We start from the raw sequence: 20,942 nt of genomic DNA on the forward strand, positions 1-20,942 counted from the left end.
ACTTAGATGTCGAGGATCTTGGCCACGACGCCCGAACCCACGGTACGGCCGCCTTCGCGGATGGCGAAGCGCAGGCCTTCTTCCATCGCGATCGGGTTGATCAGCTTCACGGTGATGCTGACGTTGTCGCCAGGCATGACCATTTCCTTGTCCTTCGGCAGCTCGATCGCACCGGTCACGTCCGTCGTGCGGAAGTAGAACTGCGGGCGATAGTTGTTGAAGAACGGCGTGTGACGGCCGCCTTCGTCCTTCGACAGCACGTACACCTCGGCGGTGAAGTGCGTGTGCGGCTTGATCGAACCGGGCTTGCACAGCACCTGGCCGCGCTCGACTTCTTCGCGCTTCGTGCCGCGCAGCAGCACGCCCACGTTGTCGCCGGCTTGACCTTGGTCCAGCAGCTTGCGGAACATTTCCACGCCGGTGCAGGTGGTCTTGACCGTCGGGCGGATGCCCACGATTTCGATTTCTTCACCGACCTTGATCACGCCGCGCTCGACGGCGCCGGTCACCACGGTGCCGCGACCCGAGATCGAGAACACGTCTTCCACGGGCATCAGGAACGTGCCGTCCACGGCGCGCTCGGGCGTCGGGATGTACGTGTCCAGGGCTTCGGCCAGCTTCATGATCGCGCCTTCGCCGAGTTCGCCCTTGTCGCCTTCCAGGGCCAGCTTCGCCGAGCCGTGGATGATCGGGGTGTCGTCGCCGGGGAATTCGTACTTGTCGAGGAGTTCGCGAACTTCCATTTCGACCAGCTCGAGCAGCTCCTTGTCGTCGACCATGTCGCACTTGTTCAGGAACACGATGATGTAGCCCACGCCCACCTGGCGAGCCAGCAGGATGTGTTCACGCGTCTGGGGCATCGGGCCGTCGGCGGCCGAGCACACCAGGATCGCGCCGTCCATCTGGGCGGCGCCGGTGATCATGTTCTTCACGTAGTCGGCGTGGCCGGGGCAGTCGACGTGTGCGTAGTGGCGGTTGGCCGTTTCGTACTCGACGTGCGCGGTGTTGATCGTGATGCCGCGGGCCTTTTCTTCGGGCGCAGCGTCGATCTGGTCGTAGGCCTTCGCTTCGCCGCCGAACTTCGACGACAGCACCGTCGCGATCGCGGCCGTCAGCGTCGTCTTGCCATGGTCAACGTGACCGATCGTGCCCACGTTCACGTGCGGCTTCGTGCGGGTGAATTTACCTTTTGCCATTTTTCGACTCCGAAAAAAAACGATATCAACGTACGCAGATAAGGTCGCAACGCTGCTCTTGCAACCCCTGGGAAAAACTGGTGCCCTTTGCGGGAATCGGACCCGCGACCTCTCCCTTACCAAGGGAGTGCTCTACCACTGAGCCAAAAGGGCTTTTGCCTAACCTGCATCAAACTCGGTCTCTGGAGCGGGAGACGGGAATCGAACCCGCGTCATCAGCTTGGAAGGCTGGGGTTCTACCATTGAACTACTCCCGCATCGGGGGCACTTCAAGGCACCCAAAGCGCTAGATCCAATCGCTCTTAGAAACCAAATTCATCGCTGGTGGAGAGGGCTGGATTCGAACCAGCGTACTCGTTAGAGGGCAGATTTACAGTCTGCTGCCATTAACCACTCGGCCACCTCTCCGGCGAACCTCGAAATATAGCACGGTTTTGTGACTATGCAGAAACCCAAGCACCAAAAGGAGCGAAGGAAACCGTTCGAGGAATGAACTGCGGGCGATTATCCGCGAATTTTCAGACCCCCTTCTGGTGCTCCTCGCGCCAGGCACGCGCTTCGCTGAAATGTCCGCATCCGATGAACGGCACGGGCGGGCGCAAGGCCGACAGCGGCGACGGATGATTCGACATCAGCACCTTATGGCGGCCAACGTCGATCAACGCACGCTTACTCTGGGCGTGCGAGCCCCATAGCATGAAAACAACAGGCTTGGGACCGTCGGAAACATGGCGGATCACCGCGTCCGTGAGCACCTCCCAGCCGCGCCCCGAATGGCTGGCCGGCTGGGCTTCCTCGACCGTGAGGCAGGTGTTGAGCAGCAGCACGCCATGCGTCGCCCACTTCACCAGGCTGCCGCCCGGGTTCGGGAACGGCGGCGGCGGCGTGCCGAGGTCGCGCTGGAGCTCCTTGAAGATGTTGCGCAGCGAGGGCGGCAGCGCCACGCCGGGCGCCACGGAGAAGGCCAGCCCCTGGGCCTGGCCGCGCCCGTGGTACGGGTCCTGGCCCAGGATCACGACGCGCACGTCCTCGGGCGGCGTGAGCTCCAGCGCACGCAGCGGCTGCGGCGGGAAGATCACCGTGCCCGCGTCGAGACGCTCGCGCAGGAAGGCCTGCAGCTTCTGTCCCACGGCACCGCCGAAGAAGCCATCGACCAGCGGCTGCCAGCCCGGCGCCACCGGCCAGTCTGCAGGATCGCTGCTGACCAGCTGATCCGCGGCGCTCATTCGAACAACGCCGCGAGGGCCTCACCAGGTTCCTCGGCGCGCATGAAGGCCTCGCCGACCAGGAAGGCATGCACGCCCGCGGCGCGCAGCGTGGCGACGTCCTCGCGCGTGGCGATGCCCGACTCGGTCACCGCGAGGCGCTCTTTCGGCAGACCCGGCAGCAGGTCGATGGTGGCCTGGATCGAGACCTCGAAATTGCGCAGGTTGCGGTTGTTGACGCCCACCAGCGGGGTCTTGAGCCGCAGCGCGCGCTCGAGCTCGGCCGCGTCGTGCACCTCGACCAGCACCGCCATGCCCAGGCCGTGCGCGATGGCCTCGAAGTCCTTCATCTGCGCATCGTCGAGGCAGGCCGCGATCAGCAGGATCGCGTCGGCGCCGATCGCGCGCGATTCGTACACCTGGTAGGCGTCGACGATGAAGTCCTTGCGCAGCACCGGCAGCTCGCACGAGGCGCGCGCCTGCTTCAGGTAGTCGATGCCGCCCTGGAAGAACTGCTTGTCGGTCAGCACCGAGAGGCAGGCCGCGCTGATCTTGCCGTCGCCTTCGGCATAGCTCTGCGCGATGTCGGCCGGAATGAAATCGGCGCGCAGCACGCCCTTGCTCGGGCTGGCCTTCTTGACTTCGGCGATCACGGCGGCCTGGCCGGCCGCGATCTTGGCGCGCAGCGCGCCTTCGAAATCGCGCGTCAGCACGCGGCTTTCGGCATCGAAGCGAACCGCCTCCAGCGGGCTGCGCCGTTTCGCGGCGGCCACTTCCTGGTGCTTGACGGCAACGATCTTGTCGAGGATGTCGGACATGGCTTCTCTCTTGCTCCTGGATTCCCGGCTCAGACCGAGGTGGTGACCCGCACCAGCTCGGCGAGCTTCGCCTTGGCCGCGCCCGAGGCGGTGGCCTCGCGCGAGCGTGTCACGCCCGCGGCCACCGAGTCGACCACGTTGGCCGCGTACAGCGCCGCACCGGCGTTGAGCAGCACGATGTCGAGCGCCGGGCCGGCCTGATTGTCGAGCACGCCGAGCAGCATCGCCTTCGACTGCTCGGGCGTCTCCACGCGCAGCGCGCGGTTGCTCGACATCTGGAAGCCGAAGTCCTCGGGATGCAGCTCGTACTCGCTGATCTCGCCGTTCTTGAGCTCGCCCACCAGCGTGGCTGCACCCAGCGAGATCTCGTCCATGCCGTCGCGGCCGTAGACCACCATCGCATGCTCGGTGCCCAGGCGCTGCAGCGCGCGCACCTGGATGCCCACCAGGTCGGGATGGAACACGCCCATCAGGATGTTGGGCGCGCCGGCCGGGTTGGTCAGCGGGCCCAGGATGTTGAAGATGGTCTTGATGCCGAGCTCCTTGCGCACCGGCGCCACGTTCTTCATGGCCGGATGGTGGTTCGGCGCGAACATGAAGCCGATGCCCGACTGCTCGATCGAGCGCGCGATCTGCTCGGGCTTGAGGTTGATGTTGACGCCCAGCGACTCCAGCACGTCGGCGCTGCCCGACTTGCTCGACACGCTGCGCCCGCCGTGCTTGCTGACCTTGGCGCCGGCCGCGGCCGCGACGAACATCGAGCAGGTCGAGATGTTGAAGGTGTGCGAGCCGTCGCCGCCGGTGCCGACGATGTCGACCAGGTTCGTGGTGTCGGCCACCGCCACCTTGGTCGACACCTCGCGCATCACCTGCGCGGCGGCGGTGATCTCGCCGATGGTTTCCTTCTTCACGCGCAGCCCGGTGATCAACGCGGCCATCATCACGGGCGAGCATTCGCCGCTCATGATGAGCCGCACGATGTGCAGCATCTCGTCGTGGAAGACTTCGCGGTGCTCGATGGTGCGCTGCAGCGCTTCCTGGGGGGTGATCATGGAAAGTCTCCTCGGGATGAATCAGCGGCCGATGCGCGCCGCGGGGGCGTCGGTGAATGCGAGCTTGAGGCCGAAGCCGATGAAAAGAAGGCCGGCGGCGCGGTCGAGCCAGTGCATGCCCTTCTGCACGGCACCGCGGCGCGCCATCCAGCCCGCCGCCAGCGCCCAGCCCACGTTGACGGGGATCGCGTTGAGGTTGAACAGCACGCCGAGCAGCACGAAGTACAGCGCCTTGTGGTCGGCCCCGGGCGCGATGAACTGCGGCACGAAGGCCAGGAAGAACAGCGCCACCTTGGGGTTGAGCACGTTGGTCCAGAAGCCGCCGAGGAAGATCGCCTTGAGGCTGCGTGTCCCGGTGGCCGCCGCGGCCTGCGCCAGGTCGGTCGGCGGCGCGGCACGCGACAGCAGCATGCGCACGCCCAGGTACAGCAGGTAGGCCGCGCCGATGTACTTGAGCACGGTGAAGGCCGCGGCCGAGGTCGCCATCAGCGTGCCGACGCCGATGGCCGCCGCGAAGATGTGGACGAAGCAGCCGGCGGTGATGCCGAGCCCGGCGACGATGCCGGCGCGCACGCCCGAGCGCAGCGAGTGGGTGACCACGTAGAGCACGTCGGGACCCGGCGTCAGGTTCAGCAGCCAGCCGGCGGCGATGAAGGCCAGCAGATGGGGAAGATCGGGCATCGCGTTCTCCTCTCCTCGAACGACGGATCAGGCGGCGAAGTAGGCCCGGATCGCGGCCACCGCGCGGTCGACGCCGGCGGCATCGACATCGAGGTGCGTCACGAAGCGCAAGCGGTACAGGCCCGTGGCCAGGATGCCCTGGCGCTCGAGGCTCTCGATCAGCCCCGCCGAGCGCGCCTTGGCCTCGCCCTCGAGGTCGACGAAGACGATGTTGGTGTGCGGCATCTCGAGCTTCAGCCCCTCGATGCCCGCGAGCCCCTGCGCGAGGCGCAGCGCCAGCGCATGGTCGTCGGCCAGCCGGTCGACGTGGTGCTCGAGCGCATGCGCGGCCGCTGCCGCGAGCAGCCCGGCCTGGCGCATGCCGCCGCCCGCCATCTTGCGGATGCGGTGGGCGCGCGCGATGAAGTCGCGCGAACCGACCAGCGCCGAGCCGATCGGCGCGCCCAGGCCCTTGCTGAAGCACACCGACACGCTGTCGAAGCACTGCGCGATGCGGCGCGCCTCGGCGCGCACGTCGGTGCTTCCGCTCTGCGCAGCCTGCGCGGTCGCCGCGTTGAAGAGCCGCGCGCCGTCCAGGTGCCGCTGCAGCCCGTGGTGCGCGGCGAGTTCGGTCGCCGCCTGCACGTAGTCGAAGGGCAGCAGCTTGCCGCCCCAGCGTGTTCTCGAGCGCCAGCAGCCGGGTGCGCGCGAAGTGCGCGTCGTCGGGCTTGATCGCCGCCTCGATCTGCGCGAGCGGCAGCGTGCCGTCGGCCGCATGGTCCAGCGGCTGCGGCTGCACGCTGCCGAACACCGCCGCGCCGCCGCCTTCCCAGCGGTAGCAGTGCGCCATCTGGCCGACGATGTACTCGTCGCCGCGGCCGCAGTGCGCGAGGATCGCGCTGAGGTTGCTCTGCGTGCCGGTCGGCACGAACAGCGCCGCCTCGAAGCCCAGCAGCGCCGCGATCTTCTCCTGCAGCGCGTTCACGCTCGGGTCGGTGCCGAAGACGTCGTCGCCCAGCGGCGCCGCCATCATGGCCTCGCGCATCGCGGGCGTGGGTTGGGTGACGGTGTCGCTGCGAAGGTCGACGATGGCGCTGCGGTCGGTCATGGCTTCAGTCCAGGAAGTTCTTGAGCATGGCGTGGCCGTGCTCGGTGAGTATCGATTCGGGGTGGAACTGCACGCCTTCGATGCGCACGTCGTGCGCATACCCGGTGTGCCGCACCCCCATGATCTCGCCGTCGTCGGTCCAGGCCGTGACGGCCAGCGCCTCGGGGCAGCTCGCGCGCTCGATCGACAGCGAGTGGTAGCGGTTGACGACGAAGGTCTTCGGCAGCCCCGCGAACACGCCCTCCTGCGTGGTCGTGATCTCGCTGGTCTTGCCGTGCATGAGCTGCTCGCGCGCGCACGATCCTGCCGCCGAAGGCCGCGCCGATGGCCTGGTGGCCGAGGCACACGCCGAGAATCGGCAGCTTGCCCGCGAAGGCCTCGATGGCCGCCACCGACACGCCCGCTTCCGCCGGCGAGCACGGCCCGGGCGACACCACCAGCCGCGTCACGCCCGAGGCGATCAGCTCGCCGATCTGCGCGACCGTGATCTCGTCGTTGCGGTGCACCTGCACATCGGCACCCAGCTCGCCGAAGTACTGGACGATGTTGTAGGTGAAGCTGTCGTAGTTGTCGATCATGAGGAGCTTCATGACTGGCCTTTCGAATACGGACTTCCGGACGCAGAGGACGCGAAGGATTCGCGAAGAACGCGAAAGGAATTCAAGGAAGAATGAAAAAGAAAATTCAGGGCTCCACTCATAGCTTGTTCACCATTCTCTGGATGCCTTTGACGACGGGAAATGCGTGGAAGTTGATCAACAGCCCCAGCTTCAGTCCCGACAAGCGCAGATAGGACAACAGTTGCGCGCGATGCAGGTCGGCCAGGACATCGATGGCCTTGAGCTCTACGATCACTGAGTCCTCGACAACGAAATCTGCGCGATACGCAACACCCACGCTACGGCCCTTGTAGTACGCGGTGATGGGCGCCTCGCGTTCGAACCGGAGCTCTCGTTCATTCAATTCGACCGCCAACGCCGCTGCGTAGGCGCTTTCAAGCAAGCCCACACCCAGCACTCGTTGCACCTCGACAGCCGCCCCGATGATGTCGTGCGAGAAGTCATCTAAAAAATTCTTGTCTTCCTTTTGCGTCCTTCGCGAATCCTTCGCGTCCTCTGCGTCCGGCTGCCCGTATTCGGAATTCATTCCAACCCCTCCTCAACAAGCTCCGCCGCCCGCAGCAGCGCACGCGCCTTGGCCTCGGTTTCCTTCCACTCGAGCTCGGGCACCGAATCGGCCACCACGCCGGCCGCGGCCTGCACGTGCAGCACCTGGTCCTTCACGATGCCGGTGCGGATCGCGATCGCGACGTCCATGTCGCCCGCGTAGCTGATGTAACCGCAGGCGCCGCCGTACAGGCCGCGCTTGGTGGGCTCGAGCTGGTCGATCAGTTCCATCGCATGCACCTTGGGCGCGCCGGTCAAGGTGCCGGCCGGGAAGGTGGCCTTGAGCACGTCGATGGCGGTCATGCCGTCCTTCAGCGTGCCCTCGACGTTGCTCACGATGTGCATCACGTGGCTGTAGCGCTCCACCGCGAAGGCTTCCGTCACCTTCACCGTGCCGGTCTTGGCGATGCGGCCGATGTCGTTGCGCGCGAGGTCGATCAGCATCACGTGCTCGGCGCGCTCCTTCGGGTCGTTGATCAGCTCGACCTCGGCCGCCTTGTCGAGCTCGATCGAGGCGCCGCGCGGGCGCGTGCCGGCCAGCGGGCGGATGGTGATCTTCTGCTCGCCCTCGCCGGTGTGCTCCTGGCGCACCAGGATCTCGGGCGAAGCGCCCACCACGTGGAAGTCGCCCAGGTGGTAGTAGTACATGTAGGGCGAGGGATTGAGCGAGCGCAGCGCGCGGTACAGCGACAGCGGCGACTCGGTGTAGCGCTTGCTGATGCGCTGCCCCACCTGCACCTGCATGAAGTCTCCGGCGGCGATCATCTCCTTGGCGCGCTCCACCGCCGCGAGGTAGTCGGCCTTGGCGAAGCTGCGCTCGGCCGGATGCGGCTGCGTGGGCTTCACGATCGGCGCGCTCACCGAGTACTTGAGCTTTTCCTTGAGCTCGCGCAGCCGGCGCTTGGCGTTGGCATAGGCCTCGGCCTGCTTGGGATCGGCATAGACGATCAGGTAGAGCTTGCCCGAGAGGTTGTCGATGACCGCCAGTTCCTCGCACTGCAGCAGCAGGATGTCGGGGCAGCCCAGCGTGTCGGGCGGGCAGCTCTTCTCGAGCTTGCGCTCGATGTGGCGCACGGTGTCGTAGCCGAAGTAGCCGGCCAGCCCGCCGCAGAAGCGCGGCAGCCCGGGCCGCAGCGCGACCTTGAAGCGCTTCTGGTACTGCGCCACGAAGTCGAGCGGATTGCCCGCGGCGGTCTCGACCACCTGGCCGTCAGTCACGACCTCGGTGACGGCCTCGGCGCCGAAGCCGCTGGCGCGCAGCAGGGTGCGCGCCGGCAGGCCGATGAAGCTGTAGCGGCCGAAGCGCTCGCCGCCCACGACCGATTCGAGCAGGAAGCTGTGCTTGCCGCCGCCCTGCGAATGGGCCAGCTTGAGGTACAGGGACAGGGGGGTTTCGAGGTCGGCGAAGGCCTCGGCCATCAGCGGGATGCGGTTGTAGCCCTGGGCGCTGAGGCTCTTGAATTCGAGTTCGGTGATCACGTGTCGTTCTCCGGAAAGCCGGCCCGGCGCGCTTTCATCGGCCGGGAGCGGTCTCATTCACAAACAGAGGAGGTGGTTCGGCGTCGATGCGTCCGGAACCGCGGGCGCACGGCGTGCGCCGTGCAATCAAACAGGCAGCGTCGATGGCGTACGCCAGGGCCAGGCTCCCCGGCTGCCTTCACCTGTTTGATGGATGTGATGAACGAACATGAGGGCCGGAGTTTAGCCCACGAGAACGCGGCCGCGCGCAAACCCGCGCTTCAGGGTTCGTCCGGAGCCGGCCCGATAGAACGAAAAGATACATTCGCACGACCGTTCGCAAATTCCAGAGGAGGCCGCCTTGTCCGCACGCTCGACCGCACTTCCGCTCGTGTCACGACCGCTCGCGCGCCTGTGCCTGCTGGCCGGTCTCGCGGCGGCGCTGGCCGTCGCCGCGCCGGCGCGCGCCGCCCCGGTCGACATCGCGGGCGTCAAGCTCGAGGACAACCTCGAGCTGCGCGGCACGCCGCTGCAGCTCAACGGCGCCGGCGTGCGCTACAAGGCCATCCTCAAGGTCTACACGGCCGGCCTCTACATGGGCCGCAAGGCCTCGACCCCCGAGGAGGCGCTGGCCGTGCCCGGCCCCAAGCGCGTGGCGATCACCATGCTGCGCGACATCGACGCCAACGAGCTCGGCAAGCTCTTCATCAAGGGCGTGGAGGACAACTCGCCCAAGAGCGAGATGGGCCAGCTGATCCCCGGCCTCTTGCGCATGGGCCAGATGTTCGCCGACCAGAAACAGCTCAAGGCCGGCGACACCTTCACCATCGACTGGCTGCCCGGCACCGGCACGCTGATCACGGTGCGCGGCGTGCCGCAGCCCGATCCCGTGAAGGAGCCCGCCTTCTTCAACGCGCTGCTGCGCATCTGGCTCGGCCCGAGCCCGGCCGACTGGAAGCTCAAGGACGCACTGCTCGGCAAGCCGTCCTGAGCGGCGGCCAGCGCCTCAGTCGCGCGGCGCCGCCAGTTCGGCCAGCGAATCGACGAAGCCGTCGGCATCGACCGCGCGCACCGGCTCGCCGTGGTTGTAGCCGTAGGTGACCAGCACCACTGGACAGCCGGCCGCGCGCGCGGCACGCGCATCGTTGCTCGAGTCGCCGATCATCAGCGTGCGCGCGGGCTGCGTGCCCAGCGCCTCGCAGGTCTTCAAGAGCGGCAGCGGATCGGGCTTCTTGCGCTCGAAGGCATCGCCGCCGAACACGCGTTCGAAGAAGCCATCGAGCCCCTTCTGGGCCAGCAGCGGCTGCGCGAAGGCGGTCGGCTTGTTCGTGAGGCAGGCCAGCTTCAGCCCCCGGTCGCGCAGCGCCCGCAGCCCCTCGACCACGCCCGGATACACCGCCGCATGCTGGCCGTTGATCGCGAGGTAGTGATGCTGGTAGCGCTCCCAGCCGCGGTCGAACCGCGCCTGCGCGCTGGCCAGGGCGCCGGGTGCGTCGGCACCGTCCGCCGCGGCCACGTACTGCAGCGCCGACAGGATCAGGTGCTCCGAACCCTTGCCGATCATCCGCTCGATGCGCTCGCGCGGCAGCGTGGCGAGGCCGAGGTCCTCGAGCATGCGGTTCAGGGCCACGGCGAAATCGCCGAGCGTGTCGATGGTGGTGCCGTCGAGGTCGACGATGGCGGCGTCGAAGCGGGTGAGGTTGAAATCGATGGAGTTCAAGGAAGAAGGGCTCATGGCGTTGCGAAGACTGCCCGCGACTTTACAGAGCCTCGCTGGATGACGTGGCTCACCACGCCATCGACTCGGCGCCGCCTTCGCGCAGCGCGGCGGCATGGACCAGGTTCGCCGCCACCATGTCCTCCATCGCGATGCCCATGGCCTTGTAGACCGTGATCTCGCGCGCATCGCGCCGGCCCGGTGCGCTGCCGAGCACGACCTCGCCGAGCGTGGTCGCGCGCCGGCGATCGCAGCCCGCGAGCTCGGCGCACCCCACGGGCACGGGCTCGAAGGCATCGAGCGTCTCCACGAACAGGCGCGCGTCGCGCGCGAGCGCCACCGGCAGCTCGCCCGCCGGCGGGTGGTAGCCGACCGAGCTCACGTGGGCGCCGGGCTTGAGCCACTCGGGCCGGATCACGGGCTGGGCGCTGTGGCTCGCGAGGCAGACGATGTCCGAGTCGCGCACCGCCGCCTCGATGTCCTCGCCGGCCCGCGCGAGCGGATGCCGCGCCGCGAGCCGCCGCGCCTCCTCGGGATGCAGCGCGCAGACATGGATGCGCTCGAGGTTGCGCACCAGCGGCAGCAGCCGCAGGTGCTCGCGCGCCTGCACGCCCGCGCCCACGATGGTCGCGACGCGCGCGTCGGGGCGCGCCAGCAGCCGCGCCGACAGCACCGCCGAAGCAGCCGTGCGGATGCCGGTGATGAAGGTGCCATCCATCACGCACGAGGCCATGCCGGTCTCGGGCTCGAACAGCAGGATCATCGCCAGGTGGTTCGGCAGCCCGAGCGCGAGGTTGCCGTCGAAGACGTTGACCACCTTGATCGCCATCTGCATGCCCGGGCGCCACGCCGGCATCGCGAGCGAGAAGCCCTGGCCCGGCACCGTGAGCTCGGGCCGCGCCGGCGACTGCACTTCGCCGCGTGCCAGTGCGCGAAAGCCGTCCTCGAGCCCATCGAGCAGTTCGCGTGGATCGAGAAGGCGCGCCACCTCGGCCTCGCTCAGCGTCATGACGCGGCGCGGTCCCTTCGCGATCTCGAACGCGGCAGGCTGGTTGTTCATGTGAATCTCCTTCATTGATGTGAAGGGGAATTCTGCGAAGCCGCCCTGCTTCGTTCAATTGATTCGTTTCGCGTTGACGTGAAGCAAACTCACTCCTAGGATGCGCCCGCATGCCACTGCCCCTGTTCTTGCTCACGAAGCTGCGCGCCTTCGAGTCGGTGGCCCGCCACGGCAGTTTCAAGCGCGCGGCCGAGGAACTGCACGTCACGCAATCCGCCCTGAGCCACCACGTGCGCCATCTCGAGACCGAGCTCGGCATGCCGCTGGTGCTGCGCTCGCACCGCCGCATCGAGCTCACGGCCGAAGGACGGCAGCTCTGCGCCGACTGCGCCCAGGGCTTCCAGGGCCTGGAGGCGGCAATCGACCGGCTGCGCCGCGCCGCGCGGCCCGACACGCTGGCGCTGAGCGTCGCCCCGTACTTCTCGGCACGCTGGCTCACGCCGCGCCTCGGGCGGCTCTGGGCGCGGCATCCGCGGCTGCATCTGCAGCTGCACCATGCCTACCAGCCCGCCGATTTCCTGCGCGATCCGGTCGATGCCGGCATCGGTTGGGGCGACGGACGCTGGCCCGGCGTCGAGGCCCGGCTGGTCGTGCCGGGCACGCTCACGCCCGTGTGCAGCCCGGCCTTCCTGGCCACGCTGCCGCGCAAGATCAAGCCGCGCGACCTGCGCGGCCGCCGCCTGTTCCACGAGTTCGATGCCGCGCACTGGAGCGCCTGGTTCACGGCGGCGGGCGTGGACGCGGGCCCGCTCGACACCACCCGCATCGACGACTCCCACGCGCTGCGCCGCACCGCGCTCGACGGCCATGGCTTCGCGCTGTTCTTCACGGCGCTGGTGCGCGAGGACCTCGATGCCGGACTGCTGGTGGCGCCGTTCGCGCACACCGTCGATCCGGGGAGCGCCTACTACCTCGTGCGTCCGGCGGACCGCGCGCCGAGCGCGGCGCTGCAGTCGTTCACCCAGTGGCTCATGGACGAGGTGGCCAGCGCGCCCTTCGTCTGAGCGCGGCGTGCCGCGCTCAGCGCCCGGTCCAGACCGGCCTGCGCTTCTCGTTGAACGAGGCCAGCCCTTCCTTCGCATCCTGCGTGCCCGCGAGCAGCGCGATCTGCCCCTCGGTGAACGCGATGCCTTCGTCGAAGGACATGGCCTCGAGCGCGCGCATCGCGTACTTGCCGCGGCGGATGGCAGTCGGCGACTTGTCGGTCAGGCGCTCGAGCAGCCATTGCGTCTTCGCATCGAGCGCATCGGCCGGCACCACGTGGTTCAGCAGGCCGGCCTCCTTCGCCTCGGCCGCGCCGAAGGGCTCGCCGCTCAGGCACCACTCGCGCAGGGTGCGGCGCGGCACGATGCGCTGCAGCAGGCTCAGCACCTGCATCGGGAACAGGCCGATCTTCACTTCGGGCAGGCCGAACTGCACCGTGTCGGCGGCCACCGCGAGGTCGGTCATGCACAGGAGGCCGATGCCGCCGGCCATGCAGCTGCCGTTGATGCGCGCGATGCTCGGCAGGGTGCCGGCCTGTGTCTCGCGCAGCAGGTCGGCGTAGTCGAGCGTGGGCTGCGCGAGGTCGAACGCGAAGCCCGCGCCGGGCTGCAGGTCGCCGCCGGCGCAGAAGGCCTTCTCGCCCGCGCCGGTCAGCACGATGGCGCGCACCTCGGGATCGGCATGCGCGAGGCGCCAGCCTTCGCGAATGCCGGCCACCACCTCCGCGTTGAGCGCATTGCGCTTGTCGGGCCGGTTGATCGTGATCCAGAAGGCGCGGTCGCGCTTCTCGTGCAATACGGCGGCGGTGCTCATGGCGCGGCTCCTTCGGCAACGGGGGCATCGACCTCGATTTCGGCGACGACGCGGCGCGCCTCGACCTGATCGCCAATGCGCACATGCAGCGCGGCCAGCCGGCCGCTGACCGGCGCGGCATGCACATGCTCCATCTTCATCGCCTCGAGCGTGAGCAGCGGCTGCCCCGCGCGCACGGCCTGGCCGGGCTCGGCCAGCACCGCGACCACGCGGCCGTTCATGGAGGCGCGCAACTTGCCGTCGCCGCCGCCCGCGCCGCCCTGGCGCACGGAAGCCGCGCGCGTGGTGTCCTCGATGCGCAGCGCGCGGTCGCTGTACTGCAGCCACAGTAAGGTGCCGTCGCGCCAGTACGCGGCGCTCTCGTGCACGCCATCGCAGGCGAAGCGCACGCTGTCGCCGCCGTGCTCGATCAACTCGATCGAGAATGCCTGCGCATCGAGCGTGACCTGGAACTGGCGCGACGCGATCAACGCGACGCTCGCATGCCGCACCTGCCCCGCGAGCTCGAAGCGCAGCGAGATCGGCAGCTTGTGCGGCAGCCGCCGCGCCTGCGTGTCGTCGGCGCGCTCGTACAGCAGCACCGCCGCGAGCGCGGCCGCGCGTGCAGCCGCGGCCTCGTCGGCCCGCAGCAGCGCCGCCTGGTGCTCGCCGATGAAGGCCGTGGTGGCACCGCCCGCCGCGAACACCGGATGCACGAGGCAGGCGCGCAGGAAGGCCTGGTTGGTGATCACGCCCAGCGCCACCGCGTCCTCGAGCCCCGTGGCCAGCTTGCGCCGCGCCTCCTCGCGCGTGCGGCCATGGGCCACGAGCTTGGCGATCATCGAGTCGTAGTACGGCGGCACCTCGGCACCCGAATGCAGCGCATGCTCGGCGCGCAGTCGCGGCGGCATCCGCCACAGCGCGAGCGTGCCGCTCTGCGGCACGAAGCCCTGCGCCGCATCTTCCGCGCACAGCCGCACCTCGATCGCATGGCCCTCGAAGCGCACGTCCTGCTGCGCGAGCGGCAGCGGCTCGCCCGCGGCCACGCGCAGTTGCAGTTCCACCAGGTCGAGGCCGGTCACGGCCTCGGTCACCGGATGCTCGACCTGCAGCCGCGTGTTCATCTCCATGAAGTAGAAGTTGCCGTCGCCATCGAGCAGGAACTCGAGCGTGCCCGCGCCCTCGTAGCGGATCGCCTTCACGGCCGCCACCGCGGCCGCGCCCATGCGTTCGCGCAGCGCGCCGTCCACCGCCGGCGAGGGCGCCTCCTCGATCAGCTTCTGGTGCCGCCGCTGCACCGAGCAATCGCGCTCGCCCAGGTGGATCGCATGGCCGTGGCGGTCGGCGAAGACCTGGATCTCGATGTGCCGCGGCTGCGCGATCGCGCGCTCGAGGATCACCTCGGGATCGCCGAAGGCGCTCTGCGCCTCCGAGCGCGCGCTGCGCAGCAGGGGCGCGAACTCCTCGGCCGACGGCACCAGCCGCATGCCGCGCCCGCCGCCGCCGGCCGTGGCCTTGATCATCACCGGGAAGCCGATGCGCGCGGCCTCCCGCGCGAGCCGCTCCTCGCCCTGGTCCTCGCCCTGGTAGCCCGGTATGCAGGGCACGCCCGCAGCCTGCATCAGCGCCTTGGCGCCGGCCTTGTGGCCCATGGCCTCGATGGCCTCGGCCGAGGGGCCGATGAAGACCAGCCCGGCCTCCCTGCAGGCACGCGCGAAGGCAGCGTTCTCGGCCAGGAAGCCGTAGCCCGGATGCACCGCGTCGGCGCCGGTGCGGCGCGCGGCCTCGACGATGGCCTCGATGCGCAGGTAGGACTGCGCGGGCAGCGCCTCGCCGATGCACACGGCCTGGTCGGCCTCGCGCACATGGCGCGCGCCGGCATCGGCGCTCGAATACACCGCCACCGTGCGGTAGCCGAGGGCGCGCGCGCTGCGCATCACGCGCAGCGCGATCTCGCCGCGGTTGGCGATCAGGATCTTCTGGAAGGGCGAGGCCTGGGTCATGGACTGCTTCCCCTCGCTCATGGCCGCGCCACCGAGAACTGCATCGGCTGCGGCTCGCGCAGCTCGGCCTCGCGACAGACGGCCAGCAGCTTCGCGAGCACGGCGCGCGTGTCGCGCGGATCGATCACGCCGTCGTCGAGCACGTGCGCGCTGGTGGTGAACACGCTCATCTGGCTGTCGAAGCGCTCGACGATGCGGCGCTCCATCTCTGCGAGCTTGGCGCGGTCGACCTCGCCGCCCTTGCGCCGCATCGCTGCCCTCGGTCACGTTGACCATGGTCCGCGCCGCCTGCTCGCCACCCATCACGGCGGTGCGCGCGTTGGGCCACGAGAAGCAGAAGCGCGGATGGAAGCCGCGCCCGCACATGCCGTAGTTGCCGGCGCCGAACGATGCGCCGCAATGGATGGTGATCTGCGGCACGGTCGCATTGGTCACGGCCTGGATCATCTTCGAGCCGTGCTTGATCATCCCGCCCTCCTCGTGCGCGCGCCCGACCATGAAGCCGGTGGTGTTCTGCAGGTAGAGGATCGGCGTGCGCGACTGGCAGCAGGCCTGGATGAAGTGCGCGGCCTTGGTGGCGCCCGCGTTGTCGATCGGCCCGTTGTTGGTGACCACGCCCACGGGCAGCCCCTCGATCTTGAAGTGGCCGACCACGGTGGCGCTGCCGTAGCCGGCGCCGAACTCGAGGAACTCGGAGTCGTCGGCGATGCGCGCGATCACCTGCTTCATGTCGACCGGCCGCTTGAGGTCGGCCGGCATGATGCCCAGCAGTTCCTCGGCATCGAAGCGCGGCGGCTTGAAGCGCCGCGGCGGCGGCGCCGGCAGCTCGCGGTTCCAGTCGATGTGGGCGAGGATCTCGCGCGCGATGCGGATCGCGTCGCGGTCGTCCTCGGCCGAATTAGTCGCCGAGCCCCGACACCGAGCTGTGCATGAGCGCACCGCCCAGTTCCTCCTCGGTCGCGATCTCGCCCGTGGCGGCCTTCAGCAGCGGCGGCCCCGCGAGAAAGGCGCGCGAGCGGTCGCGCACCATCACGATGTAGTCCGACAGGCCGGTCTGGTAGGCGCCGCCCGCGGTCGAGGAACCGTGCGTGACGGTCAGCACCGGCAGGCCGGCGGCCGACAGCCGCGCGAGGTTGCGGAACAGGCTGCCGCCGGTCACGAATTCCTCGACCTTGTAGGTCATGAGGTTGGCGCCCGCGCTCTCCACCAGCTGCACGTAGGGCAGCCGGTTCTCGAGCGCGAGTTCCTGGATGCGCAACTGCTTCGGAATGCCCATGGGCTGCAGCGCGCCGGCGTCGATGCCCGAGTCGGAGGCATTGACCATCACGCGCAGGCCCGAGACCTGGCCGATGCCCGCGATCACGCCGCCGCCGGGCACGCTCTTGTCGAGGTCGGGGTTGTCCAGGCCGAGCCCGGCGAGCGAGCAGAGTTCGAGGAAGGGCGTTCCGGGGTCGAGCAGCAGCGACAGCCGCTCGCGCGGCAGCAGCTGGCCGCGTTTCTCAAGCGTTCGCGCGAGCGCTCCGAAGTGGCGGCGGCGCGCTGCTCGCAGCCGCGTACGCGCTCGAGCAGCGCGAGCATGTGGGCGCGATTGGCCTGGAAGGCTTCGCCGTGGGGGAGAGGGTCGATTCGATGGTGGCCATGGTCTGCGGAAGAGTCCATGGCAGCTTAGGCAGCGCCCCCCGGGCGTCTTGTGCCCAGTGGCTGGGGATCAGCGCACGCCGAACAGCCCGGCCGCGTTGTCCCACGCCACGCGCTGCGCCACCGCGGGCGGCAGCTCGCCGAGCCAGCCGCGGTAGCCGCGCATCAGCTCGTCGTAGGCGCTCCAGCGCTGGTTGACCCAGGTGTCGGAGCCGATCAGGAAGCGATCGGGAAAGGCCAGGATCAGTTCGCGCCACGGCGCGCACAAGGTGCCGCCCTCGCAGACCAGGCCCGGGCGGTACGACAGCTCGCCCATCAGCTTCGGATAGCGCTCGAGCATCTGGCGCACGCGCGCCACCGGCGTGCCGCCGATGCCGGTGTGGGCCCAGATCAGCCGCGTGTCGCGGCCCTGGCTCGGCGTGTTGGCCATCAGCAGGTCGACCGCCTCGTCGTCCACGTGCGCGAGCACGGCGAGCTGCTTGCGCTCGGCCAGCGCCATCAGCTTCTTCGCGACCGGGCCGTTGGCATTGGCGCTCTCGTAGAGGTGGAACTCGCCGATGCCGCGGTAGGGCCCGCTCGCGGTGCCGCGCTCGAGTTCGGCCAGCACCATCTCGTGGATGCTCTCGTCGCGGAACCAGTTGCTGTAATCGGCGCGGTTGCGGTACAGCCGCACGAAGGGCACCACGGTGACGCCGGCCTCGCGGGTCTCGCGCAGCGCCGCGAGCGTGCGCGTGCCGTCGTTGGGCCGCGAGTTGCCGACGATGGCGCGCACGCCGTTGCGCTGCATGCGCGCGAGCGCCTCGGCCGGCGGGAACGGGCCGCTGCTGCCGTTCCAGGCCTCTTCGTTGTAGTGCAGGTGGGTGTCGAACAGCGGGCCGGCGTAGTCGGCGGCCTGGGCCGCGAATGCGAAGCCGGCGGCGACAGCGGCAACGACCGCGGATGCGGCGCGCGTCCAGCGTCGATGAAGGGAATCGGTGGTCCGGGTCATGCGGGCTCCTCGCGGCGGATGCGGTCGGTACGGTGGGCGGCGGAAGAATACCCGTCGCCGCGCCGGCTCAGCGCAATAACCGTGCCCTGAACTTCTGCACCATCGCCGCCGGCGCGTACGAACGCTTGCTCCGCCGGAAGCCCGCGATGCCCATGTCCCTGCTCGAAGTTGAGCCAGCGCACCGGCCGGCCGAACCGGGCCTCGAACTGCCGGCAGAAGTGCTGGAACATGTGCGGGTAGATGCCCGCGTGGCTGTCGAGCCCCTTGGCGAAGCGCATCGCGAACACGCCGGGCTGCAGTTCCTGCGCGAGCACGAAGCCCAGCGGCTCGTCGTGCGCGAAATGCACGAAGCCCTCGAGCCCGAGCGCCGCCGCATCGGCGATGGCTGCGCGGCATGGCGCCTCGTCGGCCTCGCCCGCGGCCTTGCCCTTCTGCGCCATCCAGGCCTCGAGCACGCGCAGCGCGGCACCGGCCGAGGCGGGACCGAAGACCTCGGCGCGCGGCGTGCACTGCGCGAACAGCTGCCGCACCTGGCTGCGCTTCCAGGCCAGCGCGCGGCCGGCGTAGTCGGCGAAGCGGCTGGCGTCGTAGAGGTAGTCGGCGTCGTCGGGCGAGGCGCTCAGCGCGAAGCGGTCGGCGCTCAGGCCGTCGATGTCGCGCCGCGACAGCGGATAGAAGCAGTCGTGGTCTTCGAGCATCGCGGCCAGCGCCTCGGGCGGCGCTTGCGGCAGCGCGAACAGCGCGATCAGGTGGCGCGTGTCGTCGTAGGTGCGGCCCGAGATGCGCGGCCAGCCGTCGTTCTCGGGCCCGATGTAGCGGTAGTCGTGGGCCTCGCGGAACAGCCAGAGGTTCGAGAACGTCAGGTCCGACAGGCAGCCCTCGGCGCTGCCCGCGCGCAGCCGCGCGAGCGCCGGCTCGATCGCCTCGCGCAGCGCCAGCGACAGCGGCTGCCCGGCGCTCATTCCGCGTCGTAGACCACCGCGCGCACGCCCGGCGCCGGCGGATCGGCCGGCGGCCCCGCGAAGCACTGGGCGATCGACAGCCACTGCGTGGCGCTGCCCGGCGTGCAGCGCAACGCGGTGTCGGCGAGGTGGCGGCGCTGGGTCACGACCAGGCAGAAGTCGAGCGCATCGCCGCGCACCGATTCCGCCGAGGCCGGATCGCCCCAGCGCCAGGTCTGGCCGCCGGGCGCGTCGAGCTCGATGAAGGGCGCGGGCTCGGGCACCGGCAGCTGGCGGTTGACGAAGGTCCAGCCGAAGGTGGTGGCGCCGATGTGGGCGATGTGGCGCAGCCGCGCGCTGGCCGGCCGGCGCCGGCGCATCAGGTCCCAGATGTCCTGTCCATGGGCCCAGGTTTCCATCAGGCGCGCGGTCGCGAACGAGCGCGCGCTCATCATCGGCCCGTACCACGGCAGCCGCGCCTTCGGGTCGAGCGCCGCGAGCGCATCGGCCAGCTGCATCGAGATCGGCTGCCACAGCGCGAGCATCGCGGGGCCGTCGAGCTGGCCGTACTTCTCGCGCGCCAGCGAGCTGATCTCGCGGCCCTGCGCGAACTGCGCGTTGAGCGCCGCGGCATCGCGCACGAAGGCCGCGGGATCGTTCAGCGCGAGCATCGAGGTCTCGTCGAAGAAGCACAGGTGGGCGATCTCGTCCCAGGGCGACCAGCCGTAGAACACGCTGGGGCGCGCGCCACTGTTCGGGCGTGAGCGTGGCGCACAGCGCGGCGAGCTCGGCGTATTCGTCGCGCAGGTCGCGCGCGGTCTCCGCGTCGGGGCCGTTCGTCGAATCGTTCATCGTGGGTGTCGTCCTTCTCGTTCTTCAGAGCCCGAGCTGCCGGGCCGCCAGGTCCTTCATGATCTCTTCCGATCCGCCGCCGATCATCATCACCTTGACCTCGCGGTAGATGCGTTCGCTGCGCGTGCCGCGCATGAAGCCCATGCCGCCCAGCAACTGCACCGCCTGGTCGGCGCAGAACTGCATGGCCTGGGTCGCCTGCACCTTCGCGAGGCACACGCGCGCCACGAGTTTCGCCGGATCGGCCAGGCCGTGCTCGATGCGGTAGGCCAGGTCGTAGACCAGGGTGCGCGCGGCATCGACGCGCAGGGTCATGTCCATGAGCTTGTGGCGCACCACCTGGCGCTCGGCCAGCGGCACGCCGAAGGTGACGCGCTGCCGCGCCCAGTCCACCGCCTCCTCGAGGCAGACCTCGGCGAAGCCGCAGGCCAGCGCCGACATCAGGAGGCGCTCGCCGTTGAAGTTGTTCATCACCAGCCTGAAGCCCTGGTTCTCCGTGCCCACCAGGTTGCGCGCGGGCACGCGGCAGTTCTCGAAGCGCAGGTGCGCGGTGTCGGAGCTCCACCAGCCCATCTTTTCGAGCGAGGTGCGCGCGAGTCCCGGCGCGTCGCCTTCGATCACCAGCAGCGAGATGCCGCCCGCGCCCTTGTTCGCGGGATCGGTGCGCACGGCGGTGGTGATGAAGTCGGCGCGCACGCCCGAGGTGATGAAGGTCTTCTCGCCGTCGACCACGTAGTGGTCGCCATCGCGCACCGCGGTGGTCCGAAGCGCCGCGACGTCGGAGCCGCCCGAGGGCTCGGTGATCGCGAGCGCGGCGATCTTCTCGCCGGCCAGCACCGGCGGGATCACGCGCTGCTTCAGGTCCTCGCTGCCGGCCTTGAGGATCGGCGGCAGCGCGATGCTGTGCGAGTTCAGCGAGGCCTGCACGCCGCCCGCGCCGCAACGCGGCGAATTCCTCGGCCACGATCAGTTGATGGAACAGGTCGGCCGGCGTGCCGCCGAGCGCCTCGGGATAGCCCAGGCCGAGCACGCCGAGTTCGGCAGCGCGCCGGTAGAGATCGCGCGGGAAGGTTTCGGCCTCGTCCCACTCGGTCACGAAGGGCGCGATCTCGCGTGCCACGAAGGCGCGCAGGCTGGCACGGAAGGCTTCGTGCTCGGCGGAGAAGTAGAAGGGCAGCGGCGGGGCGTCCAGGAATTCCATGGCGTCTCCTTGGCGCACGAGGCTAGCGGCGGGCGCTCCACGGGTCTTGCGCCAACAGGCTGCGCCCTGCGATGCGATGCGATGCGATGCGAGGCGCAGCGAC

Annotated in this window: 16 protein-coding genes, 3 tRNA genes and 4 pseudogenes; 2 read left to right on the top strand and 21 right to left on the bottom strand. The window is 69.3% G+C overall.

The features are described from left to right. Positions 1 to 2 precede the first annotated feature (2 nt). The 12 genes and pseudogenes from tuf to trpE all read right to left on the bottom strand — a co-directional run bounded on the left by tuf (position 3) and on the right by trpE (position 8,684). Positions 3 to 1,196 carry an elongation factor Tu gene (gene tuf, locus ACHMXE_RS39400; RefSeq protein WP_093356177.1) on the bottom strand — a complete coding sequence of 398 codons (1,194 nt, stop codon included), beginning with the start codon at positions 1,194 to 1,196 and terminating at the stop codon, positions 3 to 5. Between the two features lie 78 nt (positions 1,197 to 1,274). Further along, a tRNA-Thr gene (locus ACHMXE_RS39405) sits at positions 1,275 to 1,349 on the bottom strand. Between the two features lie 30 nt (positions 1,350 to 1,379). After that, positions 1,380 to 1,453: transfer RNA gene (locus ACHMXE_RS39410), tRNA-Gly, on the bottom strand. A gap of 65 nt (positions 1,454 to 1,518) precedes the next feature. Next, a tRNA-Tyr gene (locus ACHMXE_RS39415) sits at positions 1,519 to 1,604 on the bottom strand. Positions 1,605 to 1,714: 110 nt separating this feature from the next. Beyond that, entirely contained in the window at positions 1,715 to 2,422 is a 708-nt protein-coding gene (locus tag ACHMXE_RS39420) for a uracil-DNA glycosylase (protein WP_395349042.1), read from the bottom strand. Continuing rightward, positions 2,419 to 3,219 carry an indole-3-glycerol phosphate synthase TrpC gene (trpC, locus tag ACHMXE_RS39425; RefSeq protein ID WP_395349043.1) on the bottom strand — a complete coding sequence of 267 codons (801 nt, stop codon included), beginning with the start codon at positions 3,217 to 3,219 and terminating at the stop codon, positions 2,419 to 2,421. Before trpC ends, ACHMXE_RS39420 begins: the two co-directional genes overlap by 4 nt. Positions 3,220 to 3,248: 29 nt before the next feature. After that, on the bottom strand, positions 3,249 to 4,271 hold the full coding sequence (trpD, locus tag ACHMXE_RS39430) for an anthranilate phosphoribosyltransferase (protein ID WP_395349044.1): 1,023 nt from the start codon (positions 4,269 to 4,271) through the stop codon (positions 3,249 to 3,251). Between the two features lie 21 nt (positions 4,272 to 4,292). Then, on the bottom strand, positions 4,293 to 4,952 hold the full coding sequence (locus ACHMXE_RS39435; RefSeq protein WP_395349045.1) for a LysE family translocator: 660 nt from the start codon (positions 4,950 to 4,952) through the stop codon (positions 4,293 to 4,295). 27 nt (positions 4,953 to 4,979) lie between these two features. After that, positions 4,980 to 6,039, bottom strand: a pseudogene (ltaE, locus tag ACHMXE_RS39440) (low-specificity L-threonine aldolase). A gap of 70 nt (positions 6,040 to 6,109) precedes the next feature. Then, positions 6,110 to 6,629 (bottom strand): annotated as a pseudogene (locus ACHMXE_RS39445) (gamma-glutamyl-gamma-aminobutyrate hydrolase family protein); the annotation flags it as partial. A 106-nt stretch (positions 6,630 to 6,735) separates the two neighbouring features. After that, complete coding sequence (locus ACHMXE_RS39450) at positions 6,736 to 7,185, bottom strand: GxxExxY protein (RefSeq protein ID WP_395349046.1); 450 nt, start codon at positions 7,183 to 7,185, stop codon at positions 6,736 to 6,738. After that, positions 7,182 to 8,684 (bottom strand): anthranilate synthase component I, encoded by a 1,503-nt coding sequence (gene trpE, locus ACHMXE_RS39455; protein ID WP_395349047.1) that lies wholly within the window; start codon positions 8,682 to 8,684, stop codon positions 7,182 to 7,184. The genes ACHMXE_RS39450 and trpE overlap by 4 nt, the downstream gene beginning before the upstream one ends. A 340-nt stretch (positions 8,685 to 9,024) precedes the next feature. Here trpE and ACHMXE_RS39460 point away from each other — a divergent pair, with 340 nt between their 5' ends. Further along, positions 9,025 to 9,654: a chalcone isomerase family protein gene (locus ACHMXE_RS39460; RefSeq protein ID WP_395349048.1), complete on the top strand. Its 630-nt coding sequence runs from the start codon at positions 9,025 to 9,027 to the stop codon at positions 9,652 to 9,654. Between the two features lie 15 nt (positions 9,655 to 9,669). Here ACHMXE_RS39460 and ACHMXE_RS39465 read toward each other — a convergent pair whose 3' ends face one another. After that, a complete protein-coding gene (locus ACHMXE_RS39465) occupies positions 9,670 to 10,398 on the bottom strand; it encodes a phosphoglycolate phosphatase (protein ID WP_395349049.1) in 729 nt (242 codons plus the stop codon). Positions 10,399 to 10,450: 52 nt separating this feature from the next. Beyond that, positions 10,451 to 11,440 carry an ornithine cyclodeaminase family protein gene (locus tag ACHMXE_RS39470; protein ID WP_395349050.1) on the bottom strand — a complete coding sequence of 330 codons (990 nt, stop codon included), beginning with the start codon at positions 11,438 to 11,440 and terminating at the stop codon, positions 10,451 to 10,453. A gap of 110 nt (positions 11,441 to 11,550) precedes the next feature. Here ACHMXE_RS39470 and ACHMXE_RS39475 point away from each other — a divergent pair, with 110 nt between their 5' ends. Beyond that, positions 11,551 to 12,444 (top strand): LysR substrate-binding domain-containing protein, encoded by an 894-nt coding sequence (locus ACHMXE_RS39475; RefSeq protein ID WP_395349051.1) that lies wholly within the window; start codon positions 11,551 to 11,553, stop codon positions 12,442 to 12,444. 16 nt (positions 12,445 to 12,460) lie between these two features. Here the strand turns inward: ACHMXE_RS39475 and ACHMXE_RS39480 are convergent, their stop codons facing one another. The 7 genes and pseudogenes from ACHMXE_RS39480 to ACHMXE_RS39510 all read right to left on the bottom strand — a co-directional run bounded on the left by ACHMXE_RS39480 (position 12,461) and on the right by ACHMXE_RS39510 (position 20,839). Next, the gene (locus ACHMXE_RS39480; RefSeq protein WP_395349052.1) at positions 12,461 to 13,237 is read right to left on the bottom strand and encodes an enoyl-CoA hydratase/isomerase family protein; all 777 of its coding nucleotides are present in this window, start codon (positions 13,235 to 13,237) and stop codon (positions 12,461 to 12,463) included. Continuing rightward, positions 13,234 to 15,219: an acetyl-CoA carboxylase biotin carboxylase subunit gene (locus ACHMXE_RS39485; RefSeq protein ID WP_395349053.1), complete on the bottom strand. Its 1,986-nt coding sequence runs from the start codon at positions 15,217 to 15,219 to the stop codon at positions 13,234 to 13,236. Before ACHMXE_RS39485 ends, ACHMXE_RS39480 begins: the two co-directional genes overlap by 4 nt. 17 nt (positions 15,220 to 15,236) lie before the next feature. Then, positions 15,237 to 16,859: pseudogene (locus ACHMXE_RS39490) on the bottom strand (acyl-CoA carboxylase subunit beta). Positions 16,860 to 16,927: 68 nt separating this feature from the next. Continuing rightward, positions 16,928 to 17,845: an amidohydrolase family protein gene (locus ACHMXE_RS39495; protein ID WP_395349054.1), complete on the bottom strand. Its 918-nt coding sequence runs from the start codon at positions 17,843 to 17,845 to the stop codon at positions 16,928 to 16,930. After that, a complete protein-coding gene (locus tag ACHMXE_RS39500; protein WP_395349055.1) occupies positions 17,842 to 18,807 on the bottom strand; it encodes a phosphatidylglycerol lysyltransferase domain-containing protein in 966 nt (321 codons plus the stop codon). The genes ACHMXE_RS39495 and ACHMXE_RS39500 overlap by 4 nt, the downstream gene beginning before the upstream one ends. Beyond that, complete coding sequence (locus tag ACHMXE_RS39505) at positions 18,804 to 19,520, bottom strand: TIGR03084 family metal-binding protein (RefSeq protein WP_395349056.1); 717 nt, start codon at positions 19,518 to 19,520, stop codon at positions 18,804 to 18,806. Before ACHMXE_RS39505 ends, ACHMXE_RS39500 begins: the two co-directional genes overlap by 4 nt. Before the next feature lie 142 nt (positions 19,521 to 19,662). Continuing rightward, positions 19,663 to 20,839 (bottom strand): annotated as a pseudogene (locus tag ACHMXE_RS39510) (acyl-CoA dehydrogenase family protein). Between the last annotated feature and the right edge of the window lie 103 nt (positions 20,840 to 20,942).

Source organism: Variovorax sp. UC122_21 (assembly GCF_044056785.1).
GTDB lineage: Bacteria > Pseudomonadota > Gammaproteobacteria > Burkholderiales > Burkholderiaceae_C > Variovorax.